General features: G+C 67.4%; 19 protein-coding genes. 10 read left to right on the forward strand and 9 right to left on the reverse strand.

What is annotated here, in order from left to right:
• Positions 1-8 precede the first annotated feature (8 nt).
• From NMP98_RS10095 to NMP98_RS10115, 5 genes are all read left to right on the forward strand, one after another.
• Positions 9-1,211 carry an MFS transporter gene (locus NMP98_RS10095; RefSeq protein ID WP_254857439.1) on the forward strand — a complete coding sequence of 401 codons (1,203 nt, stop codon included), beginning with the start codon at positions 9-11 and terminating at the stop codon, positions 1,209-1,211.
• Between the two features lie 61 nt (positions 1,212-1,272).
• Positions 1,273-2,391, forward strand: coding sequence for a glycosyltransferase family protein (locus NMP98_RS10100; protein WP_254857440.1), 1,119 nt, complete (start codon positions 1,273-1,275; stop codon positions 2,389-2,391).
• Positions 2,392-2,418: 27 nt separating this feature from the next.
• Entirely contained in the window at positions 2,419-2,880 is a 462-nt protein-coding gene (locus NMP98_RS10105) for a DUF7109 family protein (protein WP_254857441.1), read from the forward strand.
• 24 nt (positions 2,881-2,904) lie between these two features.
• A complete protein-coding gene (locus NMP98_RS10110; RefSeq protein WP_254857442.1) occupies positions 2,905-3,504 on the forward strand; it encodes an NUDIX hydrolase in 600 nt (199 codons plus the stop codon).
• A 42-nt stretch (positions 3,505-3,546) separates the two neighbouring features.
• Positions 3,547-5,298, forward strand: a complete 1,752-nt coding sequence (locus NMP98_RS10115) for an acyl-CoA dehydrogenase family protein (protein ID WP_254857443.1) — start codon at positions 3,547-3,549, stop codon at positions 5,296-5,298.
• A gap of 20 nt (positions 5,299-5,318) precedes the next feature.
• Here NMP98_RS10115 and NMP98_RS10120 read toward each other — a convergent pair whose 3' ends face one another.
• Both NMP98_RS10120 and NMP98_RS10125 read right to left on the reverse strand, forming a co-directional pair.
• Entirely contained in the window at positions 5,319-7,046 is a 1,728-nt protein-coding gene (locus NMP98_RS10120) for a radical SAM protein (RefSeq protein ID WP_254857444.1), read from the reverse strand.
• A 49-nt stretch (positions 7,047-7,095) separates the two neighbouring features.
• The gene (locus tag NMP98_RS10125; RefSeq protein WP_254857445.1) at positions 7,096-7,899 is read right to left on the reverse strand and encodes a DUF429 domain-containing protein; all 804 of its coding nucleotides are present in this window, start codon (positions 7,897-7,899) and stop codon (positions 7,096-7,098) included.
• A 68-nt stretch (positions 7,900-7,967) separates the two neighbouring features.
• On the opposite strand from NMP98_RS10125, the gene NMP98_RS10130 reads away from it, so the two are divergent.
• Both NMP98_RS10130 and NMP98_RS10135 read left to right on the forward strand, forming a co-directional pair.
• Positions 7,968-8,126, forward strand: coding sequence for a DUF7559 family protein (locus NMP98_RS10130; protein WP_254857446.1), 159 nt, complete (start codon positions 7,968-7,970; stop codon positions 8,124-8,126).
• Positions 8,123-8,524, forward strand: a complete 402-nt coding sequence (locus tag NMP98_RS10135; RefSeq protein WP_254857447.1) for an Hsp20/alpha crystallin family protein — start codon at positions 8,123-8,125, stop codon at positions 8,522-8,524. Before NMP98_RS10130 ends, NMP98_RS10135 begins: the two co-directional genes overlap by 4 nt.
• Here NMP98_RS10135 and NMP98_RS10140 read toward each other — a convergent pair.
• From NMP98_RS10140 to NMP98_RS10155, 4 genes are all read right to left on the reverse strand, one after another.
• Positions 8,521-9,642: an NAD(P)/FAD-dependent oxidoreductase gene (locus NMP98_RS10140; protein WP_254857448.1), complete on the reverse strand. Its 1,122-nt coding sequence runs from the start codon at positions 9,640-9,642 to the stop codon at positions 8,521-8,523. The two genes, NMP98_RS10135 and NMP98_RS10140, sit on opposite strands and share 4 nt — an antisense overlap.
• Complete coding sequence (locus NMP98_RS10145; protein ID WP_254857449.1) at positions 9,642-10,418, reverse strand: DUF7388 family protein; 777 nt, start codon at positions 10,416-10,418, stop codon at positions 9,642-9,644. Before NMP98_RS10145 ends, NMP98_RS10140 begins: the two co-directional genes overlap by 1 nt.
• A 146-nt stretch (positions 10,419-10,564) precedes the next feature.
• Positions 10,565-11,530 carry a transcription initiation factor IIB gene (locus tag NMP98_RS10150; protein WP_254857450.1) on the reverse strand — a complete coding sequence of 322 codons (966 nt, stop codon included), beginning with the start codon at positions 11,528-11,530 and terminating at the stop codon, positions 10,565-10,567.
• A gap of 173 nt (positions 11,531-11,703) precedes the next feature.
• Complete coding sequence (locus NMP98_RS10155; RefSeq protein ID WP_254857451.1) at positions 11,704-13,512, reverse strand: flippase-like domain-containing protein; 1,809 nt, start codon at positions 13,510-13,512, stop codon at positions 11,704-11,706.
• A 110-nt stretch (positions 13,513-13,622) separates the two neighbouring features.
• Here NMP98_RS10155 and NMP98_RS10160 point away from each other — a divergent pair, with 110 nt between their 5' ends.
• From NMP98_RS10160 to NMP98_RS10170, 3 genes are read left to right on the forward strand one after another with little or no spacing between them, the layout of a single operon-like run.
• Positions 13,623-14,000: a hypothetical protein gene (locus tag NMP98_RS10160; protein ID WP_254857452.1), complete on the forward strand. Its 378-nt coding sequence runs from the start codon at positions 13,623-13,625 to the stop codon at positions 13,998-14,000.
• A gap of 44 nt (positions 14,001-14,044) precedes the next feature.
• A complete protein-coding gene (locus NMP98_RS10165) occupies positions 14,045-15,076 on the forward strand; it encodes a DNA-methyltransferase (protein WP_254857453.1) in 1,032 nt (343 codons plus the stop codon).
• Between the two features lie 22 nt (positions 15,077-15,098).
• Entirely contained in the window at positions 15,099-15,773 is a 675-nt protein-coding gene (locus NMP98_RS10170; protein WP_254857454.1) for a type I 3-dehydroquinate dehydratase, read from the forward strand.
• Here NMP98_RS10170 and NMP98_RS10175 read toward each other — a convergent pair.
• The 3 genes from NMP98_RS10175 to NMP98_RS10185 form a co-directional block, all read right to left on the reverse strand.
• The gene (locus tag NMP98_RS10175) at positions 15,770-16,078 is read right to left on the reverse strand and encodes a hypothetical protein (protein WP_254857455.1); all 309 of its coding nucleotides are present in this window, start codon (positions 16,076-16,078) and stop codon (positions 15,770-15,772) included. The two genes, NMP98_RS10170 and NMP98_RS10175, sit on opposite strands and share 4 nt — an antisense overlap.
• A gap of 42 nt (positions 16,079-16,120) precedes the next feature.
• Positions 16,121-17,638, reverse strand: coding sequence for an aldehyde dehydrogenase family protein (locus NMP98_RS10180; protein WP_254857456.1), 1,518 nt, complete (start codon positions 17,636-17,638; stop codon positions 16,121-16,123).
• Between the two features lie 84 nt (positions 17,639-17,722).
• Positions 17,723-18,889, reverse strand: coding sequence for a 3-dehydroquinate synthase II (locus NMP98_RS10185; RefSeq protein WP_254857457.1), 1,167 nt, complete (start codon positions 18,887-18,889; stop codon positions 17,723-17,725).
• Between the last annotated feature and the right edge of the window lie 75 nt (positions 18,890-18,964).

Consider the following 18,964-nt stretch of genomic DNA (forward strand, 5'->3'; position numbering starts at 1 on the left):
TCGCCGCCGTGTCCCGCCGCGAACTGTTCGGCTCGCTGTGTGCATCGGTGTTCCTCGTCAACCTCGCACGGGTCGTCTTCGCGCCGCTGGTCCAACCCGCCGCCGCCGACTTCGACGTGACGGCGGCCTCGTTGGGCATCGTCACGAGTGCCGCGTGGCTCGGCAGTGCGGCCCCGCGGCTGCCGACCGGCTACCTCCTGACGCGGGTGCCACGTCATCGCGTCGTCGCCGCGACGGGGGCGCTGTTGGTCGGCACGTCGCTTTTCACATCGCTATCGGGATCGGTGACACATCTGGCCGTCGGCGCGTTCCTGATGGGGCTTTCGAGCGGCATCTACTTCATCGCGGCCAACCCGCTGGTCAGCGAACTGTACCCCGAAACCGTCGGTCGCGCAATCGGCGTCCACGGCATGTCGAGTCAGTTGGCTGCCGTCAGCGCGCCGCTGGCGGTGAGTGTGGTGTTGCTGGTCGGCGACTGGCGGACGACGTTCCGCGGCATCGCCGTCGTCGCCGCACTCGCGACCGTCTTCTTCCTGTGGGCGGCCCGCCGGACCGACCTCCCCGAGGCGGGTACAGAGGACAGGAGCATCCTCGCGGCCGCCCGGGCACAGTGGCCCATCGTCCTCACCGGCATTGCCTTCCTCGGCTCTGCGGGCTTCCTCTGGAACGGCCTGTTCAACCTCTACGGCGACTATCTGGAGGTCGCCAAGGGCATCGACCCCGCGACGGGGCGGACGCTTCTGAGCCTGATGTTCGCCGCCGGTGTCCCCGCCTTTCTCGTGACCGGCCGTCTCGCGGACCGACTGCCGAACGTCCCGCTTTTGTTGGGTATCGTCGGCGGCTTCGTCGTCTCCGTCGTGGCGCTGACGTTCGCCGAGGGGCTTCTCGCCGTCGGCGCGGTCAGCGTCGTCCTCGGCTACGTCGTCCACTCGCTGTTCCCGGCGGCCGATACGTACCTGCTTGCGTCGCTTCCCGACCACCACCGCGCCAGCGCCTACGCGCTGTACTCGGCGTCGATGATGGTGGTGCAGGCGATGGGGTCCGGCACCATCGGCGTCGTCGTCGCAAGCGGCGTCAGCTACACGGTCGCGTTCAGGGCCATCGCGGGTGTCGTCGGCGCGGTCGTCGTCGTGCTGTTCGGGCTGTATCTCGCCGGGCGACTGCCGGCCGGGGGCGTCCCCGGCGACACAGTCGAGAAGACGACTCGATAACCGCCCACACACGATGCCGGAACGCCGGCCTTTTTCGATGCGTAGCCCCTCCATCCAGTAGATGGAGTACGTACAGGAGCGCGTGACGACGCTCCACGACTTCGGCGACGCCGCCCCCGAGGCGCCGGCCGACGACGCCGCCGTCGTCGTTCCCATGACCGAACGGGAACACGCCGGTCTCGCCGCCGAGCGCGTCCTCTCGGCGCTGGAGACGGTCGCCCCCGAGCGAGTGGTCGTGCCGTTGCGGGCCTCTGAGGAGCGGGTCGGGTCGGTCGCCTCGTGGCTCGAGGGGTTCGACCTCCCGCTGGAGTTGCTGTGGTGTGACGGCCCCGAACTCGGCGCGTTGCTCTCTTCGAACGGTCTCAACGGCACCCGCGGGAAGGGCCGGGACGTCTGGCTCGCCTTGGGCGTCGCCGCCGACAGCGACTACGTCGTCGTCCACGACGCCGACGCGAAGAACTACGACGCCTTCCACGTCCCGAAACTGTTGTTTCCGCTGGCGCACGGCCACGAGTTCTCGAAGGGGTACTACGCCCGCGTCGAGAACGACCGGCTGTACGGGCGGCTGTTCCGACTGTTCTACCGGCCGCTCGTCGAGGCGCTGGACGCCGGCACCGACGCCGCAGTCGTCGAGTACCTCGATTCGTTCCGGTACGCACTCGCCGGAGAGTTCGCGACGACCGGCGCGCTCGCCCGCGAGATGCGCGTCCAGCGGGGGTGGGGACTGGAGGTCGGGACGCTCGGCGAGGCGTTCAGACTGGTCGGGGCCGCGGGCAGCGCACAGGTCGATTTGGGCGTCCACGAACACGACCACCGGGCGGTGTCAGGTCCGAGCGGACTCTCGGACATGTCCGAGCAGGTCGCCGCGGCGCTTCTGCGTGCCGTCGAGGACAACGGCGGCACGCCCGACTACGAGACGCTCCCGGCGCGCTACCGGCAGGCCGCCGAGCGACTTGTCGACGCCTACGCGCTCGATTCGGCGTTCAACGACCTCGAATACGACCGCTCCGACGAACGACGACAGGTCGAAACGTACGCCGACGCAATCGCGCCGCCACCCGAGGATACGCGACTGCCGGCGTGGGAGGAGGCGGCGATTACGCCCGCCGAGGTCGCCGAGGCCGCCGCGGCGGACCTCGATTGCGTCTCCGAATCCGTCGACGCCGTGCCGGAACGTTGAGGTACCGCGGCGAGTACGTTTCCACCGATGTTCACGCCCGACGAGTTGGCCGGCGTCGTCGACCTCTTCGGCGCGCTCACCCGCGCGGAGTTGGCCGAAGCGCTCTCGGAGTTGGCCTACCGACAGGGTGAAACCGTCCCCGACGACGCCGTCGACGAGGCTATCGACGCGTTCGCCCTCGTTACCGTCGAACGCGACGACGACGAGGACCTGCTCGCGCCCGGCCCGTCGGCGTTTCCGACGCTTCCGGAGGGCGCCGAGGACCTTCCGCACATCCTCGATGTCGAGGCTCGGAGCGTCGACCGGAGCGTCGTCGGTCGCGCCGCCGAGCGCCGACTGCGCGCCGACGCCGCCCGCGCGGTCGCAAACGACGAGCCGGCCCGCGCGGCCGAGTTACTCGACGTGAGTTACGACCTCGAAGCGTGGGGCGGCGTCGAACTGGACGACATCCGTGACCGTCTCGACGCCGCTCGCGATGAGACGAACTAAGAGCGTCCGGGGCGTACGACGGGTATGAACTGGGAGCGGCTCATCGCGTACGCCCCGGGCGAAATAACCGGTGCGGAGCGTGAGGCGGCCGTTCTCGCGCCCATCGTCTCCCGCTCGGACGGCGAGTACCTCCTGTTTACGAAGCGTGCCGACCACCTCGGGGAACACCCCGGCCAGATGAGCTTTCCCGGCGGGGGTCGGGAACCCGAAGACGCCGACCTCGAAGCGACGGCGAAACGTGAGGGCAACGAGGAAATCGGTCTCAGACCCGAGGAGGTCGAGGTCATCGGTCGCCTCGACGACATCCCGACGGTCACCGACTACGCGGTCCGCCCGTTCGTCGCGAAGATTCCCGACCGCGAGTACACCCCCGACGAGAGCGAGGTCGCCGAAATTGCCGTCCTCGCTATCGACGACCTGACCGACCTCGACAACTACGACTCCGAATCGCGGGACCACCCCCACTACGGCGAGATTCGCGTCCACTACTTCCGCGTCGACGGCTACACCGTCTGGGGGGCGACGGGTCGGATGCTCGCACAGTTCCTCGAACTCGCCACCGACTGGGAGATGCCCGAGGACCCCGACCGCGTGGTCGATCCCGACGCCGAGTTCCCCGTCTGAACCGGGAGAACCGTTTTCACACCACACGCCCATTCGAGGGGTATGACCGACCCACTCGACTACGCGGCCCTCGACCGCGGCCGGGACTGCAACTACTGGACCTACGACCGCGCCCTCCAGCGGACGGTCCGACGGCGGAGCGCGGACCCACCCGAAGCCATCCTCTCGTCGTTCGGCGAGACGATGGGAACGACGGTGACGAACAACGCCGATGTGGTCGAAGACAACCCACCTGAACTCGATACCTACGACCGGAACGGCGAGCGAGTCAACGAGGTGACCTACCACCCGAAACACCTCGAAAACGAGCGACTGGTGTACGAAAACGGCGTCATCGCCAACCGCTTTTCGGCGCCGGCCGGCCGCGAGGAACCGCTCTCGGCCGTCGAGCATCTCGCACAGTTCTGTCTGATGGACCAGACCTCGAGTGTCGGATTGAGTTGTCCGGCGGCGATGACCGGCGGCGCCGCCGCCGTCTTGGAGAAGTTCGACGACGGAACGCTCGATGCGTACTACGACGCGCTGACCGCCCGCGAGTACGACGACCTCCGGACCGGCGCGATGTTCCTCACTGAGAAGCAGGGCGGGTCCGACGTGGGCGCAAACGAGGTGCGGGCCGAACCGACCGAAGACGGGGGAATCTACGAACTCCACGGCGAGAAGTGGTTCTGTTCGAACATCGACTCCGGGGCGGCGCTGGTGTTGGCGCGTCGGCCCGACGCATCCGAGGGCACGGAGGGGCTGTCGCTGTTCCTCTTCGACCCCGATGACAACGACCGCGAGACGTACCTGTTCCGGCGACTGAAGGACAAACTCGGCACGAAGAGCGTCCCGACCGGCGAGGTGGTCTTCGAGGGCGCGACGGCGACACTCGTCGGCGAACCCGAACGCGGCTTCAAGTACATGTCCGAGATGCTGAACGCCGAACGGCTGTACAACGCCATCGGGAGCGTCGGTGCGGTCGCCCGGTCGCTGCTGGAGGCGAAAGTCCACGCCGCCAACCGTGAGGCCTTCGGCGAGGCGCTGGAGGACCAGCCGTTGATGCGCCGGGACCTCGTGGATATGACGGTCGCCCACGAGGCCGGACTGGCGGTGACCTTCGAGGCGGCCGAACAGTACGGTGCCCGCGAACGCGACGGCGAGGTCGCCGAGCGCGCCAACCGGCTCATGCGGATGCTCGTTCCCGTGGTCAAGTACCGAACCGCGCGGATGGCCGTCGACACCGCCTCCTATGCGATGGAGATACGCGGCGGCGACGGCTACGTCGAGGAGTTCGTCAACCCCCGACTCCTGCGGAACGCACAGGTGTTGCCAATCTGGGAGGGGCCGTCCAACATCATGGCGCTGGACGTGCTCCGGTCGATGCTTTCGGAGCGCTCCCACGAGGCGCTGCTGTCGGAACTCGAAGGACGGCTTGACGCACTCGAAAATCCGGCACTCGCCGATGTCGCCGAGACGGTCGAAGCAGAACTGGCGGGGCTTTCGGATGCCTTCGACGCCGTGGCCACGACCGACCCCGAGGCCGCACAACTGGAAGCGAAGGAACTGGCGGATTACGTCTTCGACGTGACTGCTGGTGTGATACTGCTCGAACGCGCCGCGTGGCGGCTGGCGGAAGCCGACGACGCCCGCGAGTTACTCGTCGCGAAGTGGTTCGTCCGGACGCGGCTGGAGGCCACCGATGCGCGCGGCATCACCGACGATAACCGACTGCCGCTGGAGGCGTTCGAGGCTATCGCCCGCTTCGGCCGAGCGGAGCCCGAACAGTTCGCCGCGGCGCCGGCCGACGACTAATCGGACCGCCGTGGCCGATTTCAGTCGGCCCGCCCCGTCGAGTCGGCATCACAGAACTTCTCGAGGTCGATACCGCCGCCGCCGTCGTCGAACTCCGCGACGGAGTCGTACGGTCGGTCGACGACGATGTTGCCGGCGCGCTGTTTGCCGACGCCCGGCAACATCCGGAGTTCGTCCATCGAGGCGCTGTTCACGTCGAGCGGGTAGGGGACGCCCGATACCGACCGGAAGCCGTGGTCGGTGACCGCCACGTCGACGGTGCGGCCGAGTTCCCGTTCGCCCGGAATCCCGACCAACAGCGCGTAGGTGCCGAGTTGGCGGCCGAAGGTCTTGCCGTCCTGGTGGTACTCGAGGTAGACGTTCGGCAGGACGGTCCCTGGCGGGGCGACCCGCTGGAGCATCGGGTTGTCGATTTCCTCCCGGACCTCGCGTTTGTACTGCTTGAACAGTTTCTTGTGGTCGTGTGCGATGTCGGCGCCGGTTTCGGCCATCTCGGTACCCTCGAAGGCCATCACCTGCCGGATGTTGATGCGTCGAAGCATCAGCCCCTCGTCGTAGACGTCCTGCAGGAACTGCTTGTTGTGCTCGAACGTCTCCCGGCGTTCGCCCATCAGGCCGTGGACGAGGTTGATACCCGGAAGGAGTTTCGGCAGGCGGTCGGCGTTGGGGTCGACGGAGGGGCCGCTTCCCGGCTCTTCGCCGGGGCGCCAGCCGCCCTCCTCGTTGACGACCCGAACCGCCTCCAGACACTCCTCGGCGGTGACAAGGAGGTTGTTCTCCTCCTGAACGAGCGGGTCAGCCGATTCGAGGCCGAAGGCGGCCGTGTCGCCGGGCGTGTTGTGTTCGGCGATGATGCGGATGCCCTCTCGGGACTTCTCGGGGTACTCCGTGATGGTCACGGGGTTCATGTTGTCGAGGTGCAGCGTCCCGAGGTTCGGCACGGCGTTGCGGATGCCGCCGTACAACTCTCGGAGCGCCTCGGGGTTGGGCGCCTCACCGTCGCCGCCGTAGGCGAGGATGTCGGCCTGCCGGCCGAGTCGGAAGTGGCGTGCGCCATGGGTCGCAAGCGAATCGACCTCCGCGACGACCGAATCGGGCGTCCGGAAGTCGGGGTCGCCGTACATCGGTTCGGTGCAGAACGAACACCGGTAGGGACAGCCCCGAGAGGTCTCCATCTCACAGATGAGGTAGTCGGGGTGGTCGGGGTGTTGTCCGATGATGAAGGCACCCTTCGCGGCCCAGCGGTCCAACTCGGCGTTGTCGCGGTAGCGGTCCTCGAACCCCTCCAGGCCGCCGTGGACGAGGTCGTACACTGCCGCCTCGATGTCGGCGCCGGCGAGGAAGTCGTAATCGAGGTTCTGCCGTTCGGTCTCGGTCGCCCCTTCGTTGGCCTCGCCGACGCCGAAGCGGACGGGGCCGCCCATCACGCTCGTCCCCTCGGCGGTCCACGCCAACTCCTTCACCTCGTCGGGTTCGGCGGGCGTGCCGCCGACGTACTTCCCGGGGACGGTCATGCCGCCGACATAGACGAAGAGGTCCGCTTCGGCCACGTCGCGCCACTTCGAACGCTCCTCGCGAAGTTCGTCGATGGTGTGATACGTCACCTGTTCCGGTGGGACGCCAGCGTCAACGGCGGCGCCGGCGGCGAAGCGCGGATACGTCGAGATGTAGGGCGGCACGCCGAAGTGCGCCGGCTCGTCGACGTAGCCGTCCACGATGGTCACGTCCAGCGTCGCCGGCTCTTTCATACCCCGAACGTGGCGGTCGAGCGGTAAAACGGATGCGGATGGCGTCGACTCAGACGAAGATACAGCCCTCGCGCTCGCCGTAACCGCCGTCCGGGTCGAAGTCCCGCCGGACCGCGCGGGCGGTCGCGACCGCGGCGACGATGCTGTCGAGGGCGTCACCGCCGGTCTCGTCGACGGCACGCGCTCGAATCCCGTCGGCCAATTCGAGTGGCGTCGACTCGACGAGCGCGTTCAATATCGTCTCACGTCGCTGGCGAGCGTCGGCGGCACCGTCTTTGTACGTCTCGTCGACGGTTCCGAGACGGCGCAACGTACCGGCCGGGTAAATCTCCACGAGGTTTCGCTCGCCGGCGGGCTGCATCGGCGGAACGGCGACGCGGCCGTCGGCCACGAGCGGCGCCACGACCTCGCGGATGCCGTACAGCGTCTGGTAGTAGGTGATGAAACTGTACGGGGAGTTCGCGCCGACGGCGTCGTCGGTCCGTCGTTTCAACTCCACGCCGTCGGCGTCGCTGACTCTCGCTTTGCGCTTCAGTTCTTCGCGCATCTCGTCGGCGCTGGCTGCGGCGAACGTCGCTTCGAACCACTCGATGGTTTCGCACCACGTCTCACAATCGGGGAGCAACGCGTCGGGCAGTCCGAACGAGAAATCCAGTCCCGTCGTCCTCGGTGCCGTTTCGAGGGACGTTCGGAGTCGGTTCAGCACGGCAGTTCTCTCCGTCACACCGAAGGCCTCGGTGGCGGAACGACACCGCCGAACCGTCAGCAGGTCGCCGTTCCACGCCCCTTCGGCAATCCAGATGTCGTCGCCGGGTTCGGCCGCCCCGCTGAAGTCGACGCCGCGAATCTCCATGCGTCGGTTAGGCACCCACGGCTCAAAACGCCGGGGCATTGATTAGCGTCTCGCCCCTACACCGCTGTATGCCCAAGACGCTCGAAGTCGTCTGTACGCGCAACGACTGTGATTTGGATATGTTCGAACTTCACTACCAGTACTCGATGCCAGACGGGACCGGCGTCGAGGCGTTTTCCTGTCCGTACTGCGGCGAAAGCGACGGGCTGGAGGCAATTCACGCATGATTCGGGAGGTGGGGGAGTCGCTGGGTCGGGCCGTCCTCGACGGTATCGGCCGGGCGTCGAGTCGCGTCCAAGAGCGCAAGCCGCTGGCGGCGGACGTACTGGAGAGCGACGACGCCGTTCTCGTCGTCTTCGATGCACCCAGCGCGACGGCCGACGATGTCGACGTGAGTTTCGAGAACCACACAGTCACGGTTCGCCTCGACCGGTTCCGGGAGTTCCACGACGGCTACGAGATGCGCTTTCCGGGTCGGGGACTCGGCCTGAAAGGGTCGGCCGAACTGCCGGAGGATGCGTCCGTCGAGGCTGGCGACGCCGAGGCGACGGTGACCCAAAACGGGACGCTCGAAATCCACATCCCGAAAACAGTCGACGACGGCGAACTGGACGCCGACGCCTAATCTTCGAGCGTCATCCCTTCGACGATTTCGAACGACTCGTCGCCCTCGAACCGCGTCGGGTCGAACGCGCCGATTCCTGCCTCGCCCAGCACCTCGCCTGCGAGTGCCTCGCCGATGGCCGGCGCGCGCATGAAGCCGTGGCCCTGGAAGCCCGACGCGACGTAGAGGCCGGGCGCACGCTCACCCACCAGCGGGTCGCCGTCGGGCGTGGCGGTACAGAGACCCGCCCACGACTGCCACTCCGGGACCGAGTTGCCGACGGCGGTGTTTAGGTACTCTCCACAGTTCTCGCGGAACCAACCGTCGGCTGATTCTTCCCAGTCGGTCGGGTCGTGTTCCTCCGGAATCGTCCCGTCGCCGACGAACAGCCGGCCGTCGCGGGGGCGGAGGTAGTAGTCACCGGTGGCATCGTACAACATCGGAACGTCGCCGGCAAGCGGTGTCGGTTCGGTCAGGAGTGCCTGCACACGATAGGCTTTCACGGGGATTGGGTAGCCGGCGTCGTCGAGTAGCCGGGCAGTGTGAGCGCCCGCTGCGACGACGACGGCGTCGTAGTCCTCGCCGTCGACCCGACCTGAATCATCGAGTTCGACCGGCGTTTCCGTCCGGAGGTCGGCGCCCTCGGTGACGGCAAGTTCGGCTGTCTCGCGGGTGTACGCTGCGGGTTCGGCGTAGCCGGCGTTGCGGGCGATGGCGGCCCGCGCTACGTCGTCGGTCTCCAGCGTCGGCCACCGGGATTCGAGGTCGGCGGCGTCGAGAACCGACACGTCCCGGCCCTGCTGTTGCATGCGGGGGACGTCTTCGGCCATCGCCTCGGCACTGCGGTCGTCGCCGGCCCGCGCCAGCCAGACGTAGGGGTGGTCGATGAGTGCACCACGCTCTCGGAACCGTTCCAGCGCACGGTCGGCAATACGGGCGTCGACGGCGTCGGCGAAGGCGTCGTAACAGATGCCAGCCGCTCGGCCGCTGGATTCGGCGGCCACGTCGCCGGCTTCGAAAACCGTCACGTCGGCGTCCCGTCGGGCTAATTCGACGGCGACGGTCGCCCCGACGACGCCACAGCCGACGACGGCGACGCTCGGCGGCGCTTCGGCGGGCGGTTGGCCTCCGGTAGCCATCAGCGGAACGCCGCGAGGCCGCGGGCCGGGTACGCGACGATGCGGTCGACGCCCGCGGCTTCGAGGTCGGTGACCCGCTCGGCGACGGTGTCTGTTTCCCCGACGAGCGCGAAGTCACTCGCGGCGTCCAGCAGGATTTCGCGGGCCCGTCCTGCCGCGTCGGCGTCGGTGGCGGCGCCGTCGGGCAGTGCCCTCCGGACGGGGCCGCGGCGGGCGACGTAGCCGCCGACGGCATCGAGAATCGCGTCGTCGTCGTCGCTCAACACGGTCGGGGCGTACAGCGCGACCTCGCCGTCGAAGCCGGCGGCGCGCAGCGCCCGCAGTTCGCGGTCGGTTCCCCGAGAGAGGAGTTCGAACTGCGTGCCGCCAGCGGCGAGGGCGACGCGTTCGATGCCCTCCGTTCCGACCCACGCCTCGGGGGCGTCCTCGCGGGCGGCGTTCAGCCGTGGGGCGATGGCGCGGCTGGATTCCTCGTCGGTCAGATACGCGCCGTTGCCGGCGACGAGGACTCGTGTGGCCGCTTCCGGCATTCCCGCGAGCAGGCCGTCGTCGCCGAGGGGGTCGAAGCCGTCGGCCCGAACCGGTGTCGTTACGTAGCAGTCGTAGGCGTCGGAAAGCGCCGACAGCGTCTCGGCATCCGGCAGGTGTTCTCGGCCCTCGTAGTCGACGACGACGGTGTCGACGTCGAGGTCCAGCGCCGCGTCGAGGTCGTGTTCGGCGGGTTTCAGCGCGACGGCATCGATGCCGGCGCGAGCCAGCGTTGTTCCGGTCAACATGGATGGTGTGGGCGACCGTCCGGTCGCCGTGGTTGTGGCTGATTCTCGGTACTCGAACGGATAGGCGTATCGCTACGGACGAACCTCGCCGGCACCGCGGTCGGACCGGCGGCTACCGACCGAGTAGACGCGGAGAAGTGACCGCCTCAGACGACCGCGAGGTCCTGTTCGGCTTCGAGCAGTTCGTGATACCGATTGCGGATGGTGACTTCCGAGATGTCGGCCACCTCGCTGACCGCTGCCTGTGTCGTCTTCTCGTTGGTCAGAAGCGAGGCGGCGTAGACGGCCGCCGCCGCGAGTCCGACCGGCGATTTCCCGGAGTGGACGCCCTGCTCTTTGGCGTTCCGAAGCAACTCGCGGGCGCGGTTCTCGGCCTCATCCGAGAGGTCAAGGTCGCTTGCGAACCGCGGGACGTAGCTCTCGGGGTCCGCCGGCTGGATTTCCAGGCCCAACTCCCGGACCACGTAGCGGTAGGTGCGGGCGATTTCGCTCTTCTCGACGCGGGAGACGCCCGCGACTTCGTCGAGGCTACGGGGGACGCCAGCCTGTCGGGCGGCGGCGTACACCGACGCCGTCGAAACGCCCTCGATGGAGCGGCCGGGCAGGAGGTTCTCGTCGAGTGCCCGCCGATAGATGACGGAGGCGGTCTCTCGGACGTTGTCCGGCAGGCCGAGTGCGCTCGCCATGCGGTCGATTTCGCCGAGCGCCTGCTTGAGGTTGCGTTCCTTGGAGTCCCGCGTGCGGAACCGTTCGTTCCACTTGCGGAGTCGCTGCATCTTCTGACGTTGGCGGGCGCCCAGCGAGTTGCCGTAGGCGTCCTGGTCGCGCCAGTCGATGTTCGTCGACAGCCCCTTGTCGTGCATCATGTTGGTCGTCGGGGCGCCGACGCGGGATTTCTCGTCCTTTTCGGCGCTGTCGAAGGCGCGCCACTCCGGTCCGCGGTCGATTTCGTCTTCCTCGACGACGAGGCCGCAATCGCGGCAGACCGTCTCGCCGTGTTCCGTATCCGCGCTGAGCTTCCCGCCGCATTCGGGACAGCCCGCTTTCTCGTCTCGTTCGGCTTCCCGTTCCGTCTCGTTCTCGGTCGTTCGTGTTCGTGTGTGCTCGCTCATGCTACGAGGCGGGTGCTACCAGGTAGGGATACACCCCGAAAAACCCGGTCAGCAGTCGCTACACCTACAGTGGTGCGAAAAGGTTTTAAAAGTTCTGGTAATTACGAGCGACGGACCGCAACGACGGCGTTTTCGCGGCCGTCTCACGTGGTGTCTGACGGTCTTATATGCGGTTACTCCCGGACCGATCCTTCGCTTTCGGCGTCCCGTGCCTCCTCGACGGCCGTCGTCAGCGAGACGTTGAACACGAGCGTCGAGGCGACGCCCCCGGCGACGGTGACGAGGTTCTTGATGGCGTGGTCGGCGATGGCCGCCGCCAGTGCGACGCCCCAGCCGACGGGCGTCAGCGCCAACACGATGAGCGAGAACGCGCCCTCGTAGAGCCCGATGCCGCCGGGCGACAGCGGCAACACCTTCGCGAGGTTGCCGACGCTGACGGCGAAGAACCCGACGGCCACGAGTTCCCACAGCGCGAGGTCGACGCCGAAGGCGGCGAAGACGACCAACGCCGTCACCACGTCGATGGCCCAGATGAGCAGGCTGGAGGCACCGATGAGGGCGAAGGATCGGCGGTCCTGTGCGACGGTCTGGATGTCGCCGGTGAAGCGTTCGACGACGCCCGCGACGTAGTCGACGTAGGAGTCGCTGCTGACCCGACCCAGCGTCGCCCGAACGAGGTTTCGGTCGGAGCGAGCGGTCGCGACGATGACGGCGACGGCGGCGATGGCGGCGGCACCGACGCCCGCCGCGACGAACACCGCCGTCCGACCGCTGCTTTCGCCCTCCCCGGGCGCCTGCGTCGCACCGATGGCCGTCACGTCGACGCCGGCGGCCGCAAGTCCGAGGAACGTCGCCCCCGCGAGCACCGTAATCGTGAGCAAATCGAACACTCGTTCGATTGCCAGCGAGGCGAACCCGGAGGGGTAGGGGATGCCGCGTCGCGCCTTCACGATGTAGGCTCGGAGGGCGTCGCCGGCACGGGCCGGGAAGACGAGGTTCCCGGTCTGACTGATGAAGACGGCCCCAGTGAGAAAGCCGACGCGTTCCCGATACCCCAACTCGCCGAGGATGTCGCGGTATCGAAGCCCACGAAGCGGCCACGACAGCAGGTAGACGACGGTGGCAATACCCAACAAACGCGTGTCGGCGGACTGCAGGGCCGTCAACACCTCGGTCGGGTCGAGATAAACGGTCATCAACGCGAGGGCGACGACGATGAGCGCGGTGCCGGCGGCCATCGTCACCCGGCGGTCGATGCGGGGTTTGACGCCGAGTTGCCACCATAGCCGCAGGATTTGACTGCCCATCCCGAAGACGTCCCGGACGAGGTCGACTTTGGTGTCGCCCTTCGGTTCCCAGTCGACGGGGAACTCCCTCACGCGGTAGCCGGCCCGCTGGGCACGCACCAACACCTCGGTGTCCCAAAACCAGTGGTCGTCCTCGACGTCATCGAGCAGCACCAACAGCGCTTCGCGGTCGAACGCTTTGAACCCACACTGGTGGTCGTACAGCGGCGAGCGGAGGAACAGCCGGACGAGGCTGTTGTACCCCGTCGAGGCGACGCCACGTTCGGGTTGGCGGTTCTGTTTGTCGCCGGGGATGCGGCGCGACCCGGTCGCCACGTCGTAGTCGCCGGAGCGGACCGACTCGACGAGTTCTTCGAGGTGTCGCATGTCCGTCGCGAGGTCGGTGTCGAAGTACACCAACACGTCGCCGTCGCTGGCGCGGAAGGCCCGTTCCAGCGCGCCGCCGCGGCCGAGGCGCTCGTCGCTGTGGAAGTGTCGAACCCGGTCGTCCTCGGCGGCCATCCGGTCGGCGAGTTCGGGCGTGGCGTCATCACAGCCGTCCTCGGCGACGATGACCTCGAAACTGCCGGCGGGGAGGAAATCCGAAAGCGTCGACAGCGTCACCTCGACGGTGCGCTCTAGGGTGTCCGCCTCGTTGTAGGCGGGCAAGACGACGCTCACCTCCCGGTTTGTCATCGGGAAATCCTGCGGTAGCGCCGCGTATCAACCTTCTGTCTCCTCGTCGGCGGCCGCCGTGGCCGCCCTCGGTCACAATCGCTTTGTCAATCGACCGAGAACTGCCGGCAATGGTCGAGACGTACGTACTCGGTGCTGCCGCCGTCGCCGGGGTCGTGGTCGTGTTGCTCGTCGGTCGCTCGGTTCTCGGCGGCCCCTCGAAGGGCCAGCGGGAGCGTGACCGCGCCCACGAGCAAGCCCAACAGCGCCCGCCCGAAGAGGCGGCCCAGAAGGGCGAAACCTACGAACTCGTCGTCAAGGAGACCCAGTACGACCGGACGCCGGCGGAGGTCCGAGGCACGATAAACGGCCTCCAGACGTTCGTCCGCGACGTGCCGGACCCCTCGGGTTCGGATGCACTCGGCGAGGGTGACACCATCAGCGTCCGCGTGACCGACTACGGCACCCAGGGGACGACCGCACAGGCGACGTTCCTCGGGCGTGCCTGAATCGGACCGCAAAGCACGTTACCCGTCCCCCGTTTCTCCCCCACGTGCAGACGACCCACGAGGTGCGCATCGGCGACGCCCGCGAACTTGACCTCGCCTCCGAGAGCGTCGAGTTGGCCGTCACGTCGCCGCCGTACCCGATGGTGGAGATGTGGGACGACTCCTTTGCGGCCCAAGACGACGCCGTCGCCGACGCCCTCGAAGCGGACGACGGCGAGGCGGCTTTCGAGGCGATGCATGCCCTTCTGGACGAGGTGTGGCAGGGCGTCGCCGACGCGCTCGTCGACGGCGGCATCGCTGCGGTCAACGTCGGTGACGCCACCCGTCGAATGGACGGCCGGTTTCGGCTGTTTCCCAACCACGCCCGGATTATCGAGGGGCTGTCGGCGGCGGGCCTCCAGCAGTTGCCGGGCATCGTCTGGCGGAAGCCGACCAACAGCACGAACAAGTTCATGGGGTCGGGGACGCTGCCGACCAACGCCTACGCGACGCTGGAACACGAACACGTTCTGCTGTTCCGGAAGGGTGACACACGACAGTTCCCGCCGAAGGACGCCGACCGCTACGCCTCGGCGTTCTTCTACGAGGAGCGAAACGAGTGGTTCTCCGACTGCTGGAAAGTTCGGGGCACGCGACAGACCCGCGACAGCGACGACGACGCTCGCGAGCGCTCCGGAGCCTTCCCGCTGGAAATCCCGCTCCGGCTCGTCAGGATGTACTCGATTCGGGGCGACACGGTTCTGGACCCCTTCGTCGGCACCGGAACCACCTCGCTTGCGGCGCTCGTAGCGGGCCGCAACTCCGTCGGCATCGAGCGCGCTCCTGACCTCGCTGAGGCCTTCGAGACGCGGGCGAGTAATGCGCCCGCCCTCTCGAAGCGTCTCGCCGAAGAGCGCCTCCAGCGACACCGCGAGTTCGTCGCCGACCGAAACGACCGACCGAAGTACGAGGCCGAACACTACGATACCCGCGTCGTGACGAAAAAGGAGCGCAACATCGAACTGTCGACGGTCGCCGCCGTCGAGCGGGCGAACGCGGACCCGACGCGGTTCCGGGCGACCCACGAACCCTTTTAGCGTTCCGCTCGACGCTCCGGGCATGCCCCTCGATTTCGATTCGTTCACGCTCGCGGCCTCGACTGCGGACCTCGGTGAGGAGCCAGCCGCCCGCGCCCACGCCGACTGCGTGGAGTTCCGAATAGACCTCGCCGACGACCCGAACGAGCAGTTGGCCGACTACGATGGCGACCTCCCGCTTTTGGTCACCAACCGCGCCGACTGGGAAGGGGGCGAGGCGAGCGACGAGGGCCGCCTCGACGCCCTCGCGGGTGCCCTCGCCCACCCATCGGTCGAAGCCGTCGATATCGAACTCGCCGCGCTGGAGGACGGCGACGGTGGCGACCTGCTGGACCGCGCCGACGACGAAGACGCCTCGGTCGTCGTCTCCACCCACGACTTCGAGGGAACGCCCTCGAAGGGGCGACTCCAGTCGCTTCTCACCCGCGCCGGCACCTACGGCGACGTTGCGAAGCTCGCGGTCACCGCCGAGGACCGGTCGGATGCCCTCGCCGTGCTGTCTGCGACCCACGAACTGACCGAACGTGGCCAGCGGGTGGCGACGATGGCGATGGGCGAGGCCGGCAGCCACACCCGCGCAGTCGCGCCCGTCTACGGGTCGAAAATCGGCTACGCGCCGGTCGACCCCGCGAAGGCGACTGCACCGGGGCAGTACGACCTCGAAACGCTGCGGTCGCTCGTCGATTCGCTCGTCTAGTCCTCACGGGCGTTCCGCTCGGAGACGTAGGCCGCGACGGCGAGTAGATTGACCACCGGCATCACCGAGGCGTGGAGCCACACCCTATCGCCGCCCCGCTTTCGGATGTCGTAGTACAGCCACGCCGGGACAAGCAACTCGACGGTCAGAAAGCCGAGCGCGAGGAGGCGGATGGTTCGGGAAAACGATGCGAGGAGAGCCGTTCGGTCCAGTAGGCTGGCGGCGACGACGGCGAAGGCGACGACGAGCGTGAGTAACTCCGCAAGGAAGAAGGGTACCAGTGGGTCGAAGCCGTCGTCTCTCATAGTCGTGTCTCGGCGGCCGCGGACAAAAAGCGTCTCGTGAGCTTAGAACGGGAACGACCGCTGTTCGCGCTGGACGGAAATCCACTTCGTCTCGGTCAACTCCTCGACGATGGCGTCGCCGTGGAACCGACCGATACCGGAGGCCTTCATCCCGCCGAACGGCACGTCCGGTTCCTCGTTGATGGGTTGGTCATTGATGTGGACCATTCCGGCGTCGATTTCGTCGGCGACGTCCTCGGCGCGGTTGCGGTCGCCGGACCACACCGACGCGGCCAGTCCGTACTCCGTCGCGTTGGCCAACTCGATAGCTTCCTCGTCGTCGGAGAAGGGGATGACGGGCGCGACGGGGCCGAAGTGTTCGTTACACGCTGCCGTCATGTCGTTTGTCACGTCCGACAGGACCGTTGGTTCGACGACCAGCGAGTCTTCGACACCGTCGACATCGACAGTGCCGCCGCCGGTTTCGAGCGTCGCACCCGCGTCGACGGTCTCCTCGATGTAGTTGAGGATTTGGTCCCGTTGGCTCTCGTTGATGATTGGACCGACGAACGTCGCGGGACTGTGGACGCTCCCGGCCGGCAGCATCTCGGCTTTCGCTGCGAGTCCCTCCACGAACTCGTCGTACACTGACTCGTGGACGAGATGCCGGTTGATGGAGATACACACCTGCCCCTGATGGGAGAAACTCCCGAAGGCGCTGCCGGAGACGGCGTTGTCGATGTCGGCGTCTTCGAGGACGACGCTGGGGCCGTTGCCACCCAACTCCATGGCGGGGAAGGCAAGCGAGTCGACGGCCTGCTTTGCGACGTGTCGGCCGACTTCGGTCGACCCCGTGAACGCCACAACGTCCACGTCGGGGTGGCCGGCGACGCGGTCGCCGATGCTGGAGCCACGGCCCGTCACGACGTTGACGAGGCCCGAGGGCGCACCTGCCATCTCGAACAGTTTGGCGATGACGAGACCGCTCGTCACCGGCGTCTCGGAGGCCGGTTTGATGACGACGGCGTTGCCCAACGCGACGGCCGGAGCGACGGCCCGAATGGCGAGATGCAGCGGGAAGTTCCACGGCGGAATCACCGCAACGACGCCCGCCGGCTCCCGCTTGACGAGGTTTTCCTTGCCGGCGATGGTGGAATCGCGGATGTCGCCGCCCGCCCGCGAGGGCATCGTCGTCGCCTCCGCCACGTCCGCGACCGCCGTCTGGAACTCGACGGTGCTTTTCAGTTGTGCGCTGCCGGATTCGACCTGCAGTAACTCGGCGATGGCGTCTTCGTGGTCCTCCATCAGCTCGTGGACGCGGTCGACCAGCGCCGCCCGTTCGCTGGGGTCGCGGTCGGCCCACGTCGACTGGGCGCTCACGGCGGCCTCGTAGGCTGCGTCCACGTCGTCGACGGTTCCCGCCGGTACTTCTCCCCACGGCTCTCGCGTCGAGGGGTCCTCGACGGTAATCGTCTCGCGGTCGCCAGGTCCGAGCCACTCGCCGCCGACGAACAGGCGGTTCCAGTCGCTCTCGACGTCAAGGTCGGGTGCGCCACCTTCTGTCTTGGTAACGTTAGACATCAACAGCTATCGGTTACGCTGTACCGAAAAAGTGGCGGTTTAGGAACCAATTCCAATTACGTGGACGACGGGTCGGCGACGCGATTACTGTTCGATGATGCTCTCTTCGACTTCTTCGCCGAAGTGTCTCGCCACGTCCTCGTAGTAGACCAACACCTCGTCTCCGGCTTCGAGGTCGGTGACAGCCTTCCGCCCCGATTCGGTGGCGACCTTGATGGTTTCGGCGTTCTGCAGTAGCGTCTCGATTCGGTCGCCGTTCTCCAGTTCGGCTTCGACGCGGAACATCGGTCGCTGTTCGATTTTCGCGCGACCGACGATTGTCTCGCGGGTCTCGCCGCTGGTGTCGACGACCTGTACGTCGTCGCCGGATTTCAACTCCGCGAGGTACTTCGTCTCGCCGCCAGGCGTCCGGACGTAGGCGTGGACGGCGCCGGCGTTGACGCGGAACGGGCGGGAGGCGACGTACGGCGAGTCGGCGGTTTCTGCGTGGACGAAGAACAGTCCGCGGGACATCGACCCCACGAGCATCCCCTCGTCGTGGTCGAGCATCGAGGCGGTGTCGACGCAGACCCGGTCGGCCGAACCGGTCTCCTCGACGGCCGTCACCGTCGCGTACTGGAGGTCGAGTTGTTCGCGGGCGGTGGCATCACGAACCTCGACGGTGGCGCGAATCTCGTCGGGGCTGTCGGTGTCCAACAGGACGGCGTCGGCGCCGAGTTCGAGCGTCTCGAAGGCGGTCTTGGCCTCCTCGGCGGTCTGGACGCCCGCGACGAGGTCGGTCTCCTCGCCGATGCGGGCGATGAGGTTTTCGAGGGGGATGATTTGCCAGTCCTCGCCGACGACGATGGTGAAGTCGGCGTCCTTGGCGGCTTCCTCGGCGAAGGTCTCGTAGTCGGAATCGAGGATGCGGACGTACGAGCCGGAGGTCCCTTCGGTACGACGGAGGGTCGTCAAATCGGCCGACCCCGAGAAGTCCGACGGGAGGTCGACGGTGCCGTCGCCCTCGCCGCCCTTGCCAACGACGACGGCGTCGGGTTCGGTTTCTTCCTCCTGTTCGGCGTCCATGACGTGGACATCGTCGCCCGCGAAGGCGGCGACGTTGACGGAGCCGAGTTCCCGCACGCGGTCGACGTCGCGCTGGTCGACGAGCACCCAGTCGACGCCGGCTTCGAGACCGGCGGTGATGCGGCGCTTGCGCGCCTCCCAGTCGCCGACGGCGTCGTCGGCTTTCAGCCAGACGGAGCGTGTCATATCTCGTCGGTTGCGGGGCCGGCTATTGAACGTGGCGGGAGCGGCCGCTTTCGCGTGTCGAATCAACCACACACT

This window comes from Natronomonas gomsonensis (assembly GCF_024300825.1).
GTDB lineage: Archaea > Halobacteriota > Halobacteria > Halobacteriales > Haloarculaceae > Natronomonas > Natronomonas gomsonensis.